Origin of the sequence: Paenibacillus sp. GYB006 (assembly GCF_036577645.1) — a bacterium.
Taxonomy (GTDB): domain Bacteria; phylum Bacillota; class Bacilli; order Paenibacillales; family Paenibacillaceae; genus Paenibacillus.
Genome location: NZ_JARBDA010000005.1, coordinates 26,708 through 44,066 on the forward strand (window position 1 = coordinate 26,708; position 17,359 = coordinate 44,066).

Below are 17,359 nucleotides of genomic sequence, written 5' to 3' on the forward strand. Positions count from 1 at the left end.
TTACCGCTCCTCTCCCATTTTGACGGCTTGATGCACCTTCAGTCTCCGGATTTGCCACAGCAGCATTCCTGCACCAATTAGCAGCATTACAAGCGTCACTGCGTACAACTGAAGCGTGTCACTTTGTTCAAAAACAATTCGAAATGGAGGTACTTGCTGTTTCACATTATCTGTAGTCTGGAGGAAAGGTAAAAATAACCGACTTGCGAGTTCACCGATCCCAATTCCGAGTACAATCGATAATCCTGCGGTAAAAATCTGTTCCAGTAACAACATCCCGCTGAGCTGTGCTCGAGGCAGACCCATGGCGCGGAGCACCCCGAACTGAACAACACGGCCAGATAAGTTAAAGAACCAATACAGCACATATCCAATAAGTGAAATCAAGATGGATACCAAGAATCCGAGACTGAGAATTCCAAACACCCCTCCTCTTGAAGGATGTTTACCTTCAGCGACGAGTTCAGTCCGTACATCTTTTACGGATGAGAGCTCGATACCATCCTTGCCAAGTCTCTCAATGAGCGGTGCAACCAGCGCGTCAGGTTCCATTTTGAGCCACACTTCGTATGGAATCATAGGAACTTGATCGTAAATATAATCCAGATTGGTTATAAAAAAGGGCGTCTCATCCGGATACTGAGCCGGCCAGTAGGGCAGTATGCCAAAAACAACAAAATCCATCATCTGTTCCTGCAAGGCAATCGATAGTACATCTCCACTTTCCAGCTGATATTTCTCAGCAAACCCGGACGGAATGATGACTGCTCCCTCATAATGACCCAGCAGATCTAGATATTTATTCGGATGCGCGGGGAACAAATCATTACGGAACCAGGCAACCTCTGCAAAATCAACGTTATCAATGCCCACTACCATGCCTTGCCCTGCCGATTTACCTGATATGACTACATTTCCCTTGGTCTGCAGCACTCTCGCAGCATGTTCTACACCAGGCAGCTGGCGAAAAACTTCAAAAGGAGGTTCTGAATATATTATTTTACTTGGAGCAGGCGAACCCGAACCTCCGCCTCCAGCTCCACCACCAGGGTTTCCCCCGCCACCAGCACCTGTGTTTCCTCCTCCAGTACCTGGTGATCCAGAGCCTCCCCCATTACCTGCATTTCCGCCGGTGCTCGGTAACATCTCTGCGGTTCCTTCCCATACCGTCTGCATCACTACATCCGTTCCATACCGATACAGAGTACGTTCAGTTGAATTCAGGTCAATCGTCCTCGCAGCAGATGCATTATATACACCAAGACCCAAAGTAAGTACGAGCAAGATCATAAGCGGGTAATAAGAAGAAGAGGAGCGAGAAAGCTGTGTTAGCGTAAGGTAGATAGGTACCGGAAAGATTTTACGTCCGATCCAGCTGAAGAACCTGAGAATCCAAGGAAAGATACGTAAGAAGAATAATCCTGCTGCAAAAATGAATAGTGCTGGGACAAAGAATAAAAATGGTTGTACTTGGAGCTGATCTGTGGTCATCCCGGTTTGAAACGTCAGCATCTGCCTTTCATAGAACAGGTAGTAACCGTAACCTGCAAGACCCAGCAATAAAATATCCATATACCAACGCTGCCAGAAAGGTTTTCTATCACTTCTTGCTTGCCTGCGTTTAGCATCAACAATTGTCGACCTTGCATATCCCATCGCGGGAATAACAGAAGCAATAATCGAAGCAAGTACGGCAATGACACCTAGAAGAATAGCATCTTGTGTGATTCCGATTGGGATCGATTTACGATCAACAAAGGACAAAAACCCACTTGCTGAGCCGATGCTTTTCGCCATAAACCAGCCGAGAAAAGGACCCGCAACCATCGCAATTGCTCCTAGGACAATGCCCTCCAGTAAATATAAAATGACGATCTGTCTGGCGGATGCCCCGCGGCTGCGAAGAACGGCGATATCACTTTCCTGCTTTTGCAGAGACTGTCTAGCATTCATCACGATAAAATAAAACACCATTGCAATCATCGGCACCGCTAGTGTAAAAAGCATCGTTTGGAGCTGTAAGCTTTGTTTTCGAAAATTAGCAAGTAAATCTCCAAAAGAAATATCCACTTTTGTGTCCTTTAGCTTCTGATAAAGTTCAATATCAAGACGCTCGAGTGTACTGCTTAAGGAAGGAAGTTGACTTGTTTTAATCTGACTCAGATCAAAAACGTAGTACCATTTTGATGTTTGTATAGGCACATTCTGATCTGCAAGAAGATACGTATCAAATAAGCCAGGGTCTACATAAAATCCATTCATCATTCCTTCAAAACCTTGAACCCAGTATGGATCAGCTGTATCATCCGGGGTAAATGCACCCACAATCTTGACTCGAAGGGTAAGATCTAGACCGCTGTATACGGGATATTCCATAATGTCTCCTACATGCAGATCATTTCGGTACATCCCTTCTTCCAGCATGACGGCTTCAATAAGATCACCCTGAGCCTGATTTCCGGGAAGCACACCTTGATTCATCGTGACATGATTTTTGAGATCATTCATTGACCCGAGTGTCATGGTTCGAATTCGGCTTGCATCTACTTTTTCCGGATCTTCTGGGCTGACTTCTGTACTTCGAATAGATCTGATATTAACATACGTATTGTAATCAAATCCGATCTTTGCAGGAATATCCTGCTGAATGAATCGATCTACATCCTCAAGCGCCCTTAGATCCGTTTTGGTCCCGCCGGGAGCTTGATAACTCATAAGCAATGAACCGGCCGGCATACCGCTGCTCTCATCCTCAAGGGACTCCGCAACAACACGCTTTAGTGCGCCATCAGCATACATCGGAATACTCACCGTGAAGCCAACGGCCACAATAAGACCAATCAAGGTACTTAACGTCAGCCAGCGTGTATTCCACATTTTGCGAGACAATAATCGTAACAAGGGGATACCTTTCATTACCTTCCAACCACCTTCTGCCCTGGTGTAAGCCCTTTGAGAATCTCCACATCGGTGGATGTCTGCTGCCCTGCTTCTACATCCACTTCTCGTTTACTCCCATCTGCTTCTACCACTTGGACATACGTTCTTGAACCAATAGAGCGAAGAGCTGAGATTGGAATCAGTACGGCATCCTCTTTGCGCTTCGTTACAACACTCACCGTGAGCGGCGTACCTCTGTTTAGTCCCTTTGGCCATTTATCCATCTCAACAATAACGTATGTATCTAGCGACTCTTGTACAGGCGGTGTACCCCCACCTCCATTATTTCCTCCATTCGAATCTGAGCCCAGGTTCACCGGCAGCACTTTAATCGTACCCTGATGCACACCAGCTCCATTAATATCCACCTCAGCCTTCATACCTGCAGCAATCACTTCGAGGTCCTGCTTCGCAAAGGTGGCTGCAACGACCAGATTAGCTGTATCCGCAATAGTAGCAATTGGATCGTAAGCCTTTACCGCTGCTCCCTTTTCAACTTCAACGCTAAGTACCGTACCGCTAAAAGGTGCCCCAAGTGTAGACTTACCGACTTGTTCCTCCAGGTCTGAAAGTTCCTGTCTTTGCTCTTCAAAAGTAATGACCGCTTCTTCGTACTCCACAGGATCCATTTCCTCTTTTTTACGAAGGGTCTCTTTCATTTGCACTTCGGATTTGCGAATCTGCAATTTCTTTTGACGAATTTGTTTATTCAGTTCTTCTACATCGAGCACCGCAATTTGCTGTCCTGCCTTTACCTTATCCCCGGGCTTCACATAGAGTTCCTTCACATGCATGCCATCGAGTGTAAAATACGCTTTTTCCTCTCGCTGACTCATCAGCTTGCCAGAACCGGACACTTTCGTCTCAATGGTTTCGGTTCTCACTTCATATTCGGGTTTCTTGGAAATCGTCGGCGGTGTAATCGGCGGCAGAACTTCCTCTTCCGGCTCAGCTGGAAGTAAAGAGCAACCGGTCAACGACAGGCTTAGGGTTCCGATCAAAACATACTGGGTCCATCGTTTACCCGCTCTAGGCAGGTGCTTTTTATGTAATAAATTTGCCGTCCACCATCTCGTAAACATGGTCTGCAACCTCCAAAATCGTAGGATCATGTGTCGTCATACAAATACTAACTTCTTCTGTGGCAATAATTTTCTGGAATACGGCCATAATCTGGGCTCCCATTTTGGAATCCAGCTCAGCAGTTGGTTCATCAGCTAACAGCAGTTTAGGTCGGTGAGCAATTGCTTTGGCAATGGCAACACGCTGCTGTTCCCCGCCTGATAATTCAAATGGCCTGTGTTTCGCTCGTTTTGTAAGACCTACCATTTCTAGACAGTAAGCGACACGCTGGTTCCATTCCCCCTTAGGAACACCTGCCATACGAAGTGACAGCTCTACATTCTCCCAAGCAGACAACAGGGGCATGAGGGCATACGCCTGAAAGATAAAACCAATCTCCTGCCTTCTCATCCGGGTGCGAGCAGCATCTCCTGCTTCATGAAAAGCTCTTCCGTCAAAATAGATCTCTCCGCTTGTCGGTTGGTCCAGTCCTCCAAGCATATTAAGAAGGGTTGTCTTTCCTGAACCTGAGCGACCTTTCAGCATAACAAGCTGCTGCGGCTGCACTTCCATATTAATTCCTTTCAGTACATGAATCGCTCTTCCGCCTGTTTCAAAACTACGATGTACTTCCTGTACCTGCAGCACAGGACCTTTAGGGATTACTTCTTGTTCTGCTTCTTGTAATGCCTCATGTTCTACTTCTTGTAATATCTCTTGTTCTATTTCTTGTTCTGCTCCGGACTCATCTTCTATATCAACCTGCTCCTCTAGAGCTATCCTCTCTGCCACATCCACTGTTGATTTACGTTCTTCTTTGGCTTTTCGAAAGGGTATTCGAATCGTAACTCCCCCCTGCTTCAATAAGGAAATTAATATACTTTACTTACAAATATTTCTATCTCGCATTATAAACGACATAAATGAGGAAGAAGTTACAACCTTTTAAAGATATTTTTATATTCAGGTTTATAAAACACTGTGAATTTGAAGCTATTGCTGATAAAAAGTCAGATTACTACTTTAGTGAAGTTATCTTCACAACAAAAAGAGAGTGTCTCCCCTTTTAAGAGGAACCACTCTCTTTTCTCATACTATATTATATTTTATTCAATTTCATATCTTCATTTGATGAACGAAACCCTTCCGATCCATATACCCTTGATTAAAGTAAACTAGAGATAGGATGAAATGGATTTACCTATACACCAAACGCTGCAGGGTTCTCTCTCCAAGAATGGAGAAGAGCGATATCTCCTTCTGCAATGGCTCCTTCACGAAGAGCTACATCAATGAGAGCAGAATAGTTGGACAAGGTTTGAAGCGCAATTCCTGCTTCCTCAAAGCCATTCACTGCACGGTCTAACTGGTAGCTGAAGATGGCAAGTACAGCCAGAACCTCAGCGCCGGATTGCTGAACTGCTTGCGCAGCTTTGATGGAACTTCCACCTGTTGAGATGAGATCCTCAATAACAATCACTTTTTGACCTTCTTTTACAAGTCCTTCGATTTGATTCTCTTTGCCATGTCCTTTCGCTTTATCGCGAATATAGATCATAGGAAGACCCAGCTTCTGAGCAACAAAAGCTGCATGAGGAATACCTGCTGTTGCTGTACCCGCAATTACTTCTGTTTCCGGATACTGCTCACGGATAATAGTGGCGAAGGATTCAGCAATGAGATCACGGATTTCTGGATAAGACATGGTCAGACGATTGTCGCAATAGATGGGAGACTTAATACCGGAAGTCCAAGTAAATGGATCATTTGGGCGTAAAGCCACAGCCTTAATACTTAGTAGAGCGGATGCTATTTTTTCTGCGATTGTTGTCGTTGTCATGCGTTCATCATCTCCTCAATAATTTGTTCTGCTGCTGCTCTTGGATCAGTTGCTGCTGTAATGGGTCTTCCGACCACAATAAACTGTGTTCCGCCAGCGATAGCTTCTTGCGGTGTAGTTACTCGGGACTGATCACCTGCTGCACTGCCGCGCGGTCTAATTCCCGGGGTTACCGTAATAAAATCTGCCCCGCACGCTTCGTGAATACTTCCTGCTTCGAGAGGAGATGCCACTACACCATGCAGTCCTGCTTCCTTAGCAAGCTGTGCATACCTTACAACAGTATCCTGAACTTGTCCAGGAATACCGATCTCATTATTCATCGTTTGCTGATCTGTGCTCGTCAGCTGAGTCACAGCGATAATAGTAGGCAGCGCTATATTTTCCTCTTCTGCTGCCTGCTTAGCACCTTCTAGTGCGGCACGCATCATAGCAGCTCCGCCTCCAGCATGCACGTTAAACATATCTACACCAAGCCTGGTTACACTGTGGGAACCTCCGCGAACGGTGTTAGGAATATCATGCATTTTCACGTCTAGAAATACAGAATATCCTTTTTCTTTGAGTTCTCTAACAAATTCAGGTCCTGCTGTGTAAAACAGCTGCATCCCTACTTTCATATAGCAGGGAATACCCTTCAGTTTCTCTACCAGCTCTCTTGCTGCATCTGCGTTTGGATAATCCAGAGCAACCATCAAGCGTCCAGCCATTTGTTTATATTCAGGTGTCATGAGCCTACTCCTTCGCTAACGTTATTTCTTCCTTATCCGTGATAAAGGACATCAAGTCCAGCCCAAGCAAGTTATGGGCTGACCGATGTCCTACTGTAAAGTTCACTTGAGTCTATGCGTAATTAGCGGCTAAAAGTCGGCATGGATTCCGAGGAGAAGTTAATCGTCTCCAGCATTTGCAGGAGTGCACGAACAGTATCCAAGGAAGTCATACATACAACACCGTTCTCTACCGCTTCACGGCGGATCCGGAATCCATCACGTTGCGGCGTTTTACCCTTAGTCAGTGTATTAAAGACAAAGTTTGCTTCGCCCGTACGGATCATGTCAAGAATGTTCGGCGTACCTTCGCTAAGCTTATTCACAGTTTGAACAGGGATACCTGCTTCCTCAAGGGCTGCAGCCGTACCGCCTGTAGCGATAATTTTGTAACCCAGCTTAAAGAATCCGCCCAGCAGTGAAACTGCTTCGTCTTTATCCTTGTCAGCTACCGTTGCAATAATTGCACCGGTAGAAGGAATCTTCATTCCTGCACCGATCAAACCTTTATAAAGTGCTTTTGCATACTGAACATCACGGCCCATTACTTCACCCGTTGATTTCATCTCAGGTCCAAGCGTAGGTTCCACTCGGCGGAGTTTCGCAAAAGAGAATACCGGCACTTTTACCGATACATGCTCGCTTTCCGGCCACAGACCGTCTACATAACCTTGATCCGCTAGCTTTTTACCAAGGATGGCTTGTGTTGCTAGGTTAGCCATTGGAATGCCTGTTACTTTACTTAGGAACGGTACTGTTCTAGAAGATCTAGGATTTACTTCAATCACGTACACATCATCTTTGTAGATGACGAACTGGATATTTACAAGTCCAATGGTTTTCAGTTCTTTTGCAATATTGATCGTGATGTTGACCACTTTTTCTTTCAAATGCGGTTCCAGATGCTGCGGAGGGTATACCGCTATTGAGTCACCGGAGTGAACCCCTGCGCGTTCTACATGCTCCATAATCCCTGGAATGAGAACCGTTTCTCCATCACAGATTGCATCAACTTCGACCTCTTTACCAAGCATATAGCGGTCAATCAATACTGGGTGATCAGGATTGATTTTTACTGCTTGTTCCATATAGCTCAGCAGTTCACTGTCAGAGTAGACGATTTCCATTGCACGTCCCCCAAGGACATAAGAAGGACGAACCAGTACAGGGTAGCCAATACTTTGTGCAGTGACTACAGCATCATCTACTGTTGTAACTGTTTTACCGAGTGGCTGTGCAATATCAAGTCTAGATAGAAGCGCTTCGAATTTCTTACGATCTTCTGCTTCATCAATGCTGGCAAGATCTGTACCCAGGATTTTGACTCCTGCCGCTGCTAGCGGTGCAGCCAGATTAATTGCGGTTTGGCCGCCGAACTGTACAATAACACCGATTGGTTTTTCTTGTTCAATTACATTCATTACATCTTCGAAGAACAAAGGCTCAAAGTAGAGACGATCAGATGTATTGAAGTCCGTGGATACTGTCTCAGGGTTATTGTTAATAATAACCGCTTCATATCCAGCATTCTGAATCGCCCATACGGCATGTACGGTAGAGTAGTCGAACTCAATTCCTTGACCAATTCGGATTGGACCGGAACCAAGTACCACGATTTTCTCTTTTGCAGATGGGATGACTTCATTCTCTGTTTCGTAACTAGAGTAGTAGTACGGTGTAGAAGCTTCAAATTCAGCAGCACATGTATCTACCATTTTGTATACAGGGCGCAGCTGCATTCTTTCACGCATCTCGCGAACTTCCTTCTCTGTAGTGAATGCCTCGCCCGGCTGTCCTTCGGCGCGAATCTCGGCAATGGAACGATCTGTGAAGCCCATTCGTTTTGCTTGATAGAGCATTTCTTTGCTTAGCTCTTTTTCGGAACGAATTTGATCTTCAAATTTGATAATTCCTTCGATTTTGTCAAGGAACCACCAGTCAATCTTGGTAAGATCCTGAATCTCTTGTAAAGAGTAACCGCGGCGGAATGCTTCCGCTACAAGGAACATACGCTCATCGTCCGGCTTGATAAGACGTGTTCTCAGAACTTCGTCTTCAAGCTGACCTGCATCTTTCAAATGAATACGGTGTGCTCCGATTTCAAGCGAACGAACTGCTTTGTGAATCGATTCTTCAAAAGTACGGCCAATGGCCATTACTTCGCCCGTTGCTTTCATCTGTGTTCCCAGTTTACGGTTCGCAGATACAAATTTATCAAATGGCCAGCGTGGAATCTTGCTTACGATATAATCCAGCGTCGGCTCGAAGAATGCATACGTTTGACCCGTTACCGGGTTAATAATTTCATCCAGTGTGTAGCCCATTGCAATTTTAGCTGCCATCTTCGCAATTGGATAACCCGTAGCTTTAGATGCCAGAGCGGAAGAGCGGCTTACACGTGGATTTACTTCAATAACATAGTACTGAAAGCTTTGTGGATCCAGGGCAAACTGAACGTTACAACCGCCTTCGATATTGAGCGCGCGGATGATTTTGAGTGATGCCGTACGCAGCATCTGATACTCACGATCCGAGAGTGTTTGGCTCGGTGCCACAACGATGCTGTCTCCCGTATGTACACCAACTGGGTCAAAGTTCTCCATATTACATACAACGATACAGTTGTCATTCGCATCACGCATAACTTCATATTCTACTTCTTTCATACCCGCGATACTTTTCTCGACCAAACATTGTCCGATTGGGCTGTAGCGAAGTCCAGAAGCAACGATCTCACGAAGTTCTTCTTCTGTTGCACAGATTCCGCCGCCTGTTCCACCGAGCGTATATGCAGGACGAACAATAATTGGGTAACCAATCTCATTTGCAAAATCGAGAGCTTCATTAAGCGTCGTTACGATGACACTTTCAGGTACTGGTTGTTCTAGTTCACGCATCAGTTCACGGAATAAGTCACGGTCTTCTGCTTTTTCAATAGAAGTCAGCTGTGTACCCAGAAGTTTTACATTTTCGCTCTCCAGCACTCCAGCGCGCGCCAATTCAACCGCCATGTTAAGACCCGTTTGACCGCCAAGCGTTGGTAGAAGTCCATCGGGACGCTCTTGACGAATGATTTGCGTTACGAAATCAAGCGTAATCGGCTCGATATATACTTTATCTGCCATATTGGTGTCTGTCATGATCGTTGCAGGGTTACTGTTAATGAGAACAACTTCCACGCCTTCTTCTTTAAGCGCTTGACATGCTTGCGTTCCTGCATAATCAAACTCTGCTGCCTGACCGATTACGATCGGACCGGAGCCAATAACAAGGATTTTTTTGAGGTCTGTATTTTTCGGCATGTTAACGTGCTCCCTTCACTGCTGCGGCAAGTACGGCTTGGCGCGCTTTTTTCGGATGGTTAAGTTTGTGTTCACGAATCATATCAATAAAGCGGTCGAACAAGTAGGAACTATCTTCCGGTCCTGGTGCTGCTTCTGGATGATACTGTACTGTAAATGCCGGATATTCTTTATGTTTTAATCCTTCAATGGATTTATCATTGTTGTTAATATGTGTAACAATCAGGTCCGTACCTTTTATCGACTCTTCATTTACGGTATATCCATGATTTTGAGATGTAATATAGCAGCGGCCTGTTTCTAAATCTTTGACCGGATGGTTACCACCGCGGTGACCAAATTTTAGTCTTTCTGTATCCGCACCGGCTGCCAGCGCAAACAACTGGTGACCAAGGCAGATCCCGAAGATTGGATATTCGCCAAGCAATTCGGAGATCATCTCTACCGCATGAGGAACGTCTTTCGGGTCCCCAGGGCCGTTAGACAGCTGAATGCCGTCTGGATTCAGTTTCCGAATTTCATCAGCCGTCGTATCGTGCGGTACGACCACTACGTCACAGCCGCGTTTATTCAATTCACGCAGGATACCTGTTTTCGCGCCATAGTCTACAACTACGATTCGCTCTCCTGTACCTGGGCTGCTGTATACGTGTTTAGTTGATGTGAGCGGCACCTGATTGCGTAGTTCGTCAATCGTCGTATCTTTCATCATTTCCAGAAGTTCTTCAACTGGCTTCGAACCTGTTGTCAAAATCCCTTTCATTGTTCCATGATGGCGAATACGGCGTGTCAACATCCGTGTATCGATATCGCTGATTCCTACAATTCCATACTCTTTCAAAAGATCATCAACGCTGTATTCTGCGCGCCAGTTACTTGGTACCGGTTCATGACGGCGAGTGACAAAGCCATGAACATAAGGACGAATGGATTCAAAATCATCACGTGTGATCCCGTAGTTTCCGATCAGCGGGTAAGTCATGGTTACGATTTGCCCGCAGTAAGAAGGATCAGACAGCACCTCTTGGTAGCCTGTAATTCCTGTATTAAAAACGACTTCACCTGTTGTTTCACCCTCTGCTCCGAAAGATCTTCCGGTGAACAATGTGCCGTCTTCTAGTAACAATCTTGCTTGTGCCTGCATCCAATTTCACTCCTTCATGTTGTCTTGCCTCAATTTTGGTTATTAATAAGCCCGTATTTAAGAGTTCATTAAATCGTTGTTAGTTGTAATATTTCTTTTATTAGCTTAACGCTGGATCAGAATATACCTTTTTCCCGTCTACGAAAGTCATTACCGGCCAGCCAGTAAGTTCCCATCCTGTAAATGGTGTATTACGTCCTTTTGTAGCAAACTCGGTTGGGTCAACAGCGCGCTCAGTAGTAAGGTCAATGACCGTGATATCCGCTGGTGCTCCTTCTTCCAGTCGTCCCGTATCAAGGCGGAATACCCGAGCTGGTTCAGTCGTCATTTTCTCTACCAGGAAGGAAAGACTCCATTTTCCTGTTGCCACAAACTTTGTATAGAGCAGCGGGAATGCTGTTTCAAAACCAACGATACCGAATGGTGCAAGTTCCATTCCTTTTGCTTTTTCTTCTTCGCTGTGCGGTGCGTGATCTGTAACAATAATATCGATTGTGCCATCCTCAAGTCCTTCGATACATGCTTCTACATCACGGCGCGAGCGCAGTGGAGGGTTCATTTTCCAGTTCGCATCCAGACTCGGAATGTCTTCATCTGCCAAAATCAGATGGTGAGGACAAACCTCAGCTGTTACTTTAATTCCGATTTTCTTCGCTTCACGGATCAGTCGAACCGATTGCTCTGTACTCACATGGCAGACATGATAATGTACGCCCGTTGCTTCAGCCAGTAAGATATCACGTCCAACATGAATCGCTTCTGACTCATTCGGAATGCCTTTCAGACCATGTTTCTCGGCAAAAGCGCCTTCTGCTACGCAAGCTCCTTCTACCAAGGAGTTGTCTTCACAGTGAGCAATAACTGGCATATCCATCGCCGCCGCTTTTTTCATAGCATCTTTCATCATTTGTGCACTTTGTACACCAACACCGTCATCGGTAAATCCGATTGCACCCGCTGCTTTGAGTGCATCAAAATCAGTCAGATCGCGACCAAGTTCATTTACGGTAATTGCAGCGTAAGGAAGTACTTTAGCAAGATCCGCTTCTTTTGCTTTATCTAGTACCAGCTGTACTGTTTCGGGATCGTCTGTTACTGGTCTTGTATTCGGCATACAAGCGATTGTGGTAAATCCACCTTTTACAGCAGAACGGCTGCCGGACTCAATTGTTTCTTTATGTTCAAATCCTGGTTCTCTCAAATGTACGTGCATATCAATCAGACCCGGGACTACCAATTTTCCTTCTACATCAATCTCTTCTATGTTTACATCGCTAGGGTTCGTTTCATTATCAAAGGTTAATACAAAACCCTCTTCAGCATCGTGTATACTCAAAATCTTACCTTCGGAAATGAGAATGTTCTTTTGTTCGAGTTCCCCAGCTTTATTCAGTACACTTGCATTTTTAATCATTTGTAACATAGTTATTTCCTCCGCTCCGGTACCGTTTTATCGTAACAACGGACATTATGTTTAAATTGTATGTTTTGACTACTGCAAGGGTTAACAAATGCCCATATTTTCGAATTCTTCTATTATAGAATCAAAGCTCTCTCCATAACTGCCATGCGGATTGGAACCCCATTTGACATTTGCGGGAAAATTCGGGATGCCGGACTTTCTACAACCGCATCGTCAATCTCTACATTCCGGTTAACTGGAGCAGGGTGCATGATGATCGTTTTCGGACTCAGTTTAGCAGCTCGCTCTTCCGTAAGTCCGTAATTTTCGCGATATTCATCCGCTTTCATATCAATTCCTTTATCATGACGCTCTAACTGGACACGCAGCAACATCACAACGTCAGCCTTAAGCGCTTCATCAAGAGTGATATAAGGAGCAAGTGCTTCTAGCTCAGGAGCTTTCATGCTGTCTGGTGCGCAGAAGCTGACTTTCGCTCCGAATTTTTGCAGTGCATATAGATTCGAACGGGCTACTCTACTATGTTTGATGTCTCCGATGATGGCTACGTTCAAGCCGCGAAGTTCACCGAAAGTTTGTCGCATCGTGTAGAGATCAAGAAGTGCTTGAGTTGGATGTTCATTATTTCCGTCCCCTGCATTAATAAGAGGTACTTTTACTTTCTCAGCAAGTACTTGCAACACGCCTTGCGGTTTTAACCGAATAACACCGGCATCGATTCCCATGGATTCGAGTGTGCGTACCGTATCGTAGATCGATTCACCTTTTTCGACGCTTGAGGCTGCTGCCGCGAAGTTCAGCACTTCAGCTCCCAATCTTTTCTCTGCCATTTCGAATGAAAAACGAGTTCGTGTACTGTTCTCAAAAAACATGTTAGCCACGAATTTAGAAGCTAGAATGGGATTCAGCTTCTCAGTCTGTGCATCGAAGTAGGCTGCCCGGTTCAGAATGGATTCGATTTCACTAGCGCTTAGATCTTTTAGACCGAGCAAACTCCGCTCTTTCACACTCTTCGCTGTAACTGTCATCCTTCTTCCCTCCGGTTCTGAATGGTGACTTGATCTACGCCGTCAACTTCTTTCAGAGCTACATCGATTAACTCCGAACGAGAGGAAGGGATATTTTTACCGATAAAATCGGGTCTTACTGGGAGCTCCCGGTGACCACGATCTGCCAGTACAGCAAGCTGTATCATTTGCGGACGTCCACTATCCATCAGTGCGTCCATTGCCGCTCTTATGGTTCGGCCTGTGTATAATACATCATCAAACAAAATTACTTTTTTATTGTGAGTTACTTCTTTTAACTGCTTCTGAATCTCTTCGTTCTTCTTGCTACCCTCAGTACCCCGATCATCCCGGTAAGGAGTAACATCCAGATCGATACAAGGAACTTTCTTTCCTTCAATCTCTTCGATCTTCGCTGCAATTCGTTCAGCGAGGTAAACTCCTCTGGTCCGAATTCCAACAAGAATACAGTCATCAATTCCTTTGTTCTTCTCTAAAATTTCATGTGCAATCCTTGTTAGTGCTCTGCGGATTCCAATCTCATCCATAATGACATGTGCTTCATTACTCATGTGCTTTACGAACCTCCTCTGGATTTCCCTTTTACCAGTGGTCCCGTGAAGAGATAAAAAAAAGACTCCCTGCCGTAAAATCATGGCAAGGAGTCTTATAACCGCGGCAGGCGTACGCCGGGTCATTAAGCTCTAAAGGACATCCGAAACAAAAGCCGCAGCTTTGAACGGGTCCAATCACGTTACCTTGCCAGTCTCACGGGACTGATTTAAAGGTGCTATTCATGTATTTGTCTGAATGTTAACCTCTCAGGATTAACCAATTTCAAACAAATCTTCATTAACATGAATTATGACAGATAGCTTATCCTCTGTCAACACCTTGATTGATAAAAGGGTTTCAGCACAATCATTTATACATTAAACACCGGTCATTATGCAATTTAATCGCTCTTATTTTTATAATTATACGTTAATTATGTATAAATATCCATTCTTTTTTCTTTTCTCAATAAAAAAAGACCTGGCAGCACCAGGTCCTCTACATTTATTTTTGTTCCATATATATTGTCGGTTCTAAAATTTATTAGTGATCGTCTTTCGCCAATCTTTTAAAGAGAAAAGTAATTCCAGTGAACCCCAAGACCATAATCAACGCGACCATTGCAATAAACGCCATTAGTAACGTCCCCCTCTTTATTTTATAACCTTATTGTAGCTTGAAATTATTCCTTTTGTCGTTCTAACCTTGACAATACTGTGAAATGTATCACATGGATCTTTTATGAAGCTGCTGCGGCTCAAGATCACGTAAAAAAAGGACACAACCAGAAGGTTGCATCCTTATTCTTTAACTAAGACTAAAGTGAGACTAAAGAATGACTACGATTAAAATTCAAATTCTACGTCGCTTAAACGGCGTTTGATCTCTTCCATCACACGTCTCTCCTCAGCTTCGCCTTTCGCTTCAAACGTAACGGAAAAACGAACAAAATGACCTGCATCATCCCAAGGTACAGTGGAGATTAACTTCTCGCGGATCAGGAATTGAGAGAAGTCTTCTCCAGTCTCGAAACGACGTCCGCCTTTGATCCCTTTTGGAGCTTCAACATATAAGAAGAAAGAACCTTTCGGCTTTTCCGCTCTGAATCCAAGTTCGTTAAGAGTTTCCACCAGCATATCGTGACGGCGAGAATATTTCTCTGCAATCTTTTCAGTGATTTCCGGATGGGACAATCCATACGCTGCCGCTTTTTGAATCGCTATAAACTGACCCGAATCATTGTTATCCTTTACATCGCTGAATGCTTTTACAATAAGAGGGTTACCGGCAACAAAGCCAATACGCCATCCTGTCATGTTGTAGGATTTGGACAGGGAGTGAAGCTCAACACCCACATCCTTCGCACCGGGTACGGATAAGAAACTCAGCGGTTTGAGACCATCATACGTAAGTGCCGCATAAGGAGCATCATGTACAACGATAACGTTGTATTTCTTAGCCCATTCTACAACCTCAGTAAAAAATTCCGTAGTAGCACTTGCCCCTGTTGGGTTATTCGGATAATTCAAGTAAAGCAATTTCGCTCGGTGAGCAATTTCCTCTGGAATAGACGCTAGATCCGGTAAGAAGTTGTTTTCTTTGGTGAGCTGTACGTTGTACACTTCTCCGCCAAGATATTTGGTGTGAGTTCCGAGAACCGGATATCCAGGTACAGTCAGGATCGCAACATCCCCAGGATTAATAAATACAGATGGGATCATAGCCAGCGCCGGTTTTGAACCAATGGAATGTACGACTTCGGATACAGGATCGATTCCTTCTACCCCAAACACTTCTTCTAAGTATTTAGCGGCAGCTTCCTTAAATTCAGGAATCCCGTTATCCGCGTAACCCCGGTTTTCGGCCTTTGCAGCTTCTTCAGCAAGCTTTGCAACAATCCCTGCGTCTGCCATCTCATCTGGTTCACCAACTCCAAGGTCAATGAGTTCAATATTTGGGAAGTCCTTTTTTGCTGCTTGTTTTGCTCGTTTTATTTTTTCGAATTTATAAATGTTGGTGTCTTTACCATAGTTCGCACCGCCGATTCGATCGGCAAAACTCGTTTGAATGAAAGTTTCTTGATATTTATTAGTACTCATATCGCGTATCTTCATCTCCTTGTGTAACGAATATCTCCATGTATAAATATGAAGGATTCTGTTCGTTAAAACCATGGACTATACATCCGATCATTTGCACTATCATTTCATGCTGAGTGACGCTTATAACACTATATACCCAATATTATACGCTTTAAGCTTTTCATTTAGTTTGCACGAAAGCACCATTAATTATGAATGAAGCACAAAAAAAAGAGCGCCGCTTAAAGCGACACTCTTAATGAACTGATTTTAAACTTAAAGTAAAAATCAACTACCTGCTTCGCAAAGAAGCAAGCACATCTTCCATATCTTGCGGCAGTGGAGCGGTGAACTCCATCTGTTCCCCTGTATCCGGATGTACAAAACCAAGCGTCTGAGCATGAAGTGCCTGGCCATTCATTTTTATCCCTTTATTCCGGCCATACATGGGATCACCAACGAGAGGATGACCAATAAACTTCATGTGTACTCTGATCTGATGCGTACGGCCTGTCTCCAGCTTCAATTCAAGCAGTGTATAGTCGCCAAGACGTTCTAATACAGTAAAATGGGTTATTGCTTCTTTGCTATTGCGATCCGTTACGGTAAACATTTTACGGTCATTTGTGTCGCGCCCAATAGGAGCATCCACGGTTCCCTGATCATGCTGTACATGACCGTGTACCAGTGCAATATAACGACGATTCACACTGTGCTCTTTCAGCTGAGCAGCAAGCGAGGCATGTGCCTTATCATTCTTAGCAGCCATGAGGAGACCCGATGTATCTTTATCAATCCGGTGAACAATTCCCGGACGAAGTTCGCCGTTAATACCAGACAAATCTTTACAATGATACATAAGTGCATTCACCAGAGTTCCTGAAGTATGACCCGGCGCCGGGTGCACAACAAGTCCTCTTTGTTTGTTCACTACAATGACGCTTGCATCTTCATATACCACATTTAGTGGAATATTTTCAGGAATGATTTCTACTGCCGTCGGCTCTGGGACGATAACCGTAATGTTATCTCCTTCACTGAGCTTATAGTTCGATTTTACTTTTGCACCGTTTACGGTAACATGACCGTCTGCAATCCACAATTGAACCTGAGAACGGGAAACGTCATCCATGCTCTCCGTAATATATTTATCAATTCGTTCCTTTGCATAATCAGCAGTGACGGTCCACTCCTGGATGTCTTGAGCCGATTCTTGTTCGGACCGATCTGTCATC

The 17,359-nt window shown here is 44.6% G+C and carries 12 protein-coding genes; all 12 read right to left on the reverse strand.

Features of this window, described 5'->3' with window-relative positions; all coding sequences use genetic code 11:
* Complete coding sequence (locus PV403_RS13570) at positions 1–2,916, reverse strand: ABC transporter permease (RefSeq protein ID WP_332085021.1); 2,916 nt, start codon at positions 2,914–2,916, stop codon at positions 1–3.
* The gene (locus PV403_RS13575; RefSeq protein ID WP_332085022.1) at positions 2,916–4,022 is read right to left on the reverse strand and encodes an efflux RND transporter periplasmic adaptor subunit; all 1,107 of its coding nucleotides are present in this window, start codon (positions 4,020–4,022) and stop codon (positions 2,916–2,918) included. Before PV403_RS13575 ends, PV403_RS13570 begins: the two co-directional genes overlap by 1 nt.
* Positions 3,985–4,716, reverse strand: coding sequence for an ABC transporter ATP-binding protein (locus PV403_RS13580; protein ID WP_249716858.1), 732 nt, complete (start codon positions 4,714–4,716; stop codon positions 3,985–3,987). The genes PV403_RS13575 and PV403_RS13580 overlap by 38 nt, the downstream gene beginning before the upstream one ends.
* Positions 4,717–5,203: 487 nt before the next feature.
* Positions 5,204–5,842 (reverse strand): orotate phosphoribosyltransferase, encoded by a 639-nt coding sequence (gene pyrE / locus PV403_RS13585; protein ID WP_332085024.1) that lies wholly within the window; start codon positions 5,840–5,842, stop codon positions 5,204–5,206.
* Positions 5,839–6,573, reverse strand: coding sequence for an orotidine-5'-phosphate decarboxylase (gene pyrF, locus PV403_RS13590; RefSeq protein ID WP_332085025.1), 735 nt, complete (start codon positions 6,571–6,573; stop codon positions 5,839–5,841). The genes pyrE and pyrF overlap by 4 nt, the downstream gene beginning before the upstream one ends.
* A gap of 122 nt (positions 6,574–6,695) precedes the next feature.
* A complete protein-coding gene (carB, locus tag PV403_RS13595) occupies positions 6,696–9,914 on the reverse strand; it encodes a carbamoyl-phosphate synthase large subunit (protein WP_332085026.1) in 3,219 nt (1,072 codons plus the stop codon).
* A gap of 1 nt (position 9,915) precedes the next feature.
* Positions 9,916–11,058 carry a glutamine-hydrolyzing carbamoyl-phosphate synthase small subunit gene (gene carA / locus PV403_RS13600; RefSeq protein WP_213529983.1) on the reverse strand — a complete coding sequence of 381 codons (1,143 nt, stop codon included), beginning with the start codon at positions 11,056–11,058 and terminating at the stop codon, positions 9,916–9,918.
* 100 nt (positions 11,059–11,158) lie between these two features.
* Positions 11,159–12,481, reverse strand: coding sequence for a dihydroorotase (locus PV403_RS13605; protein ID WP_332085027.1), 1,323 nt, complete (start codon positions 12,479–12,481; stop codon positions 11,159–11,161).
* Between the two features lie 113 nt (positions 12,482–12,594).
* Entirely contained in the window at positions 12,595–13,509 is a 915-nt protein-coding gene (locus tag PV403_RS13610; RefSeq protein WP_332085028.1) for an aspartate carbamoyltransferase catalytic subunit, read from the reverse strand.
* On the reverse strand, positions 13,506–14,060 hold the full coding sequence (gene pyrR / locus PV403_RS13615) for a bifunctional pyr operon transcriptional regulator/uracil phosphoribosyltransferase PyrR (protein ID WP_160034257.1): 555 nt from the start codon (positions 14,058–14,060) through the stop codon (positions 13,506–13,508). The genes PV403_RS13610 and pyrR overlap by 4 nt, the downstream gene beginning before the upstream one ends.
* Positions 14,061–14,888: 828 nt before the next feature.
* The gene (locus PV403_RS13620; RefSeq protein ID WP_332085030.1) at positions 14,889–16,142 is read right to left on the reverse strand and encodes an LL-diaminopimelate aminotransferase; all 1,254 of its coding nucleotides are present in this window, start codon (positions 16,140–16,142) and stop codon (positions 14,889–14,891) included.
* Positions 16,143–16,416: 274 nt separating this feature from the next.
* Positions 16,417–17,358, reverse strand: a complete 942-nt coding sequence (locus tag PV403_RS13625) for an RluA family pseudouridine synthase (protein WP_213529989.1) — start codon at positions 17,356–17,358, stop codon at positions 16,417–16,419.
* Position 17,359: the final 1 nt, after the last annotated feature.

Excerpts from the sequence above, each read along its gene's own strand:
- PV403_RS13625 (WP_213529989.1), bottom strand. The coding sequence starts at position 17,358 with ATGACAGATCGGTCCGAACAAGAATCGGCTCAAGACATCCAGGAGTGG.
- PV403_RS13610 (WP_332085028.1), bottom strand. The coding sequence starts at position 13,509 with ATGACAGTTACAGCGAAGAGTGTGAAAGAGCGGAGTTTGCTCGGTCTA.
- carB (WP_332085026.1), bottom strand. The coding sequence starts at position 9,914 with ATGCCGAAAAATACAGACCTCAAAAAAATCCTTGTTATTGGCTCCGGT.
- pyrF (WP_332085025.1), bottom strand. The coding sequence starts at position 6,573 with ATGACACCTGAATATAAACAAATGGCTGGACGCTTGATGGTTGCTCTG.
- pyrE (WP_332085024.1), bottom strand. The coding sequence starts at position 5,842 with ATGACAACGACAACAATCGCAGAAAAAATAGCATCCGCTCTACTAAGT.
- PV403_RS13605 (WP_332085027.1), bottom strand. The coding sequence starts at position 12,481 with ATGTTACAAATGATTAAAAATGCAAGTGTACTGAATAAAGCTGGGGAA.
- PV403_RS13620 (WP_332085030.1), bottom strand. The coding sequence starts at position 16,142 with ATGAGTACTAATAAATATCAAGAAACTTTCATTCAAACGAGTTTTGCC.
- carA (WP_213529983.1), bottom strand. The coding sequence starts at position 11,058 with ATGCAGGCACAAGCAAGATTGTTACTAGAAGACGGCACATTGTTCACC.
- PV403_RS13575 (WP_332085022.1), bottom strand. The coding sequence starts at position 4,022 with ATGTTTACGAGATGGTGGACGGCAAATTTATTACATAAAAAGCACCTG.
- pyrR (WP_160034257.1), bottom strand. The coding sequence starts at position 14,060 with ATGAGTAATGAAGCACATGTCATTATGGATGAGATTGGAATCCGCAGA.
- PV403_RS13570 (WP_332085021.1), bottom strand. The coding sequence starts at position 2,916 with ATGAAAGGTATCCCCTTGTTACGATTATTGTCTCGCAAAATGTGGAAT.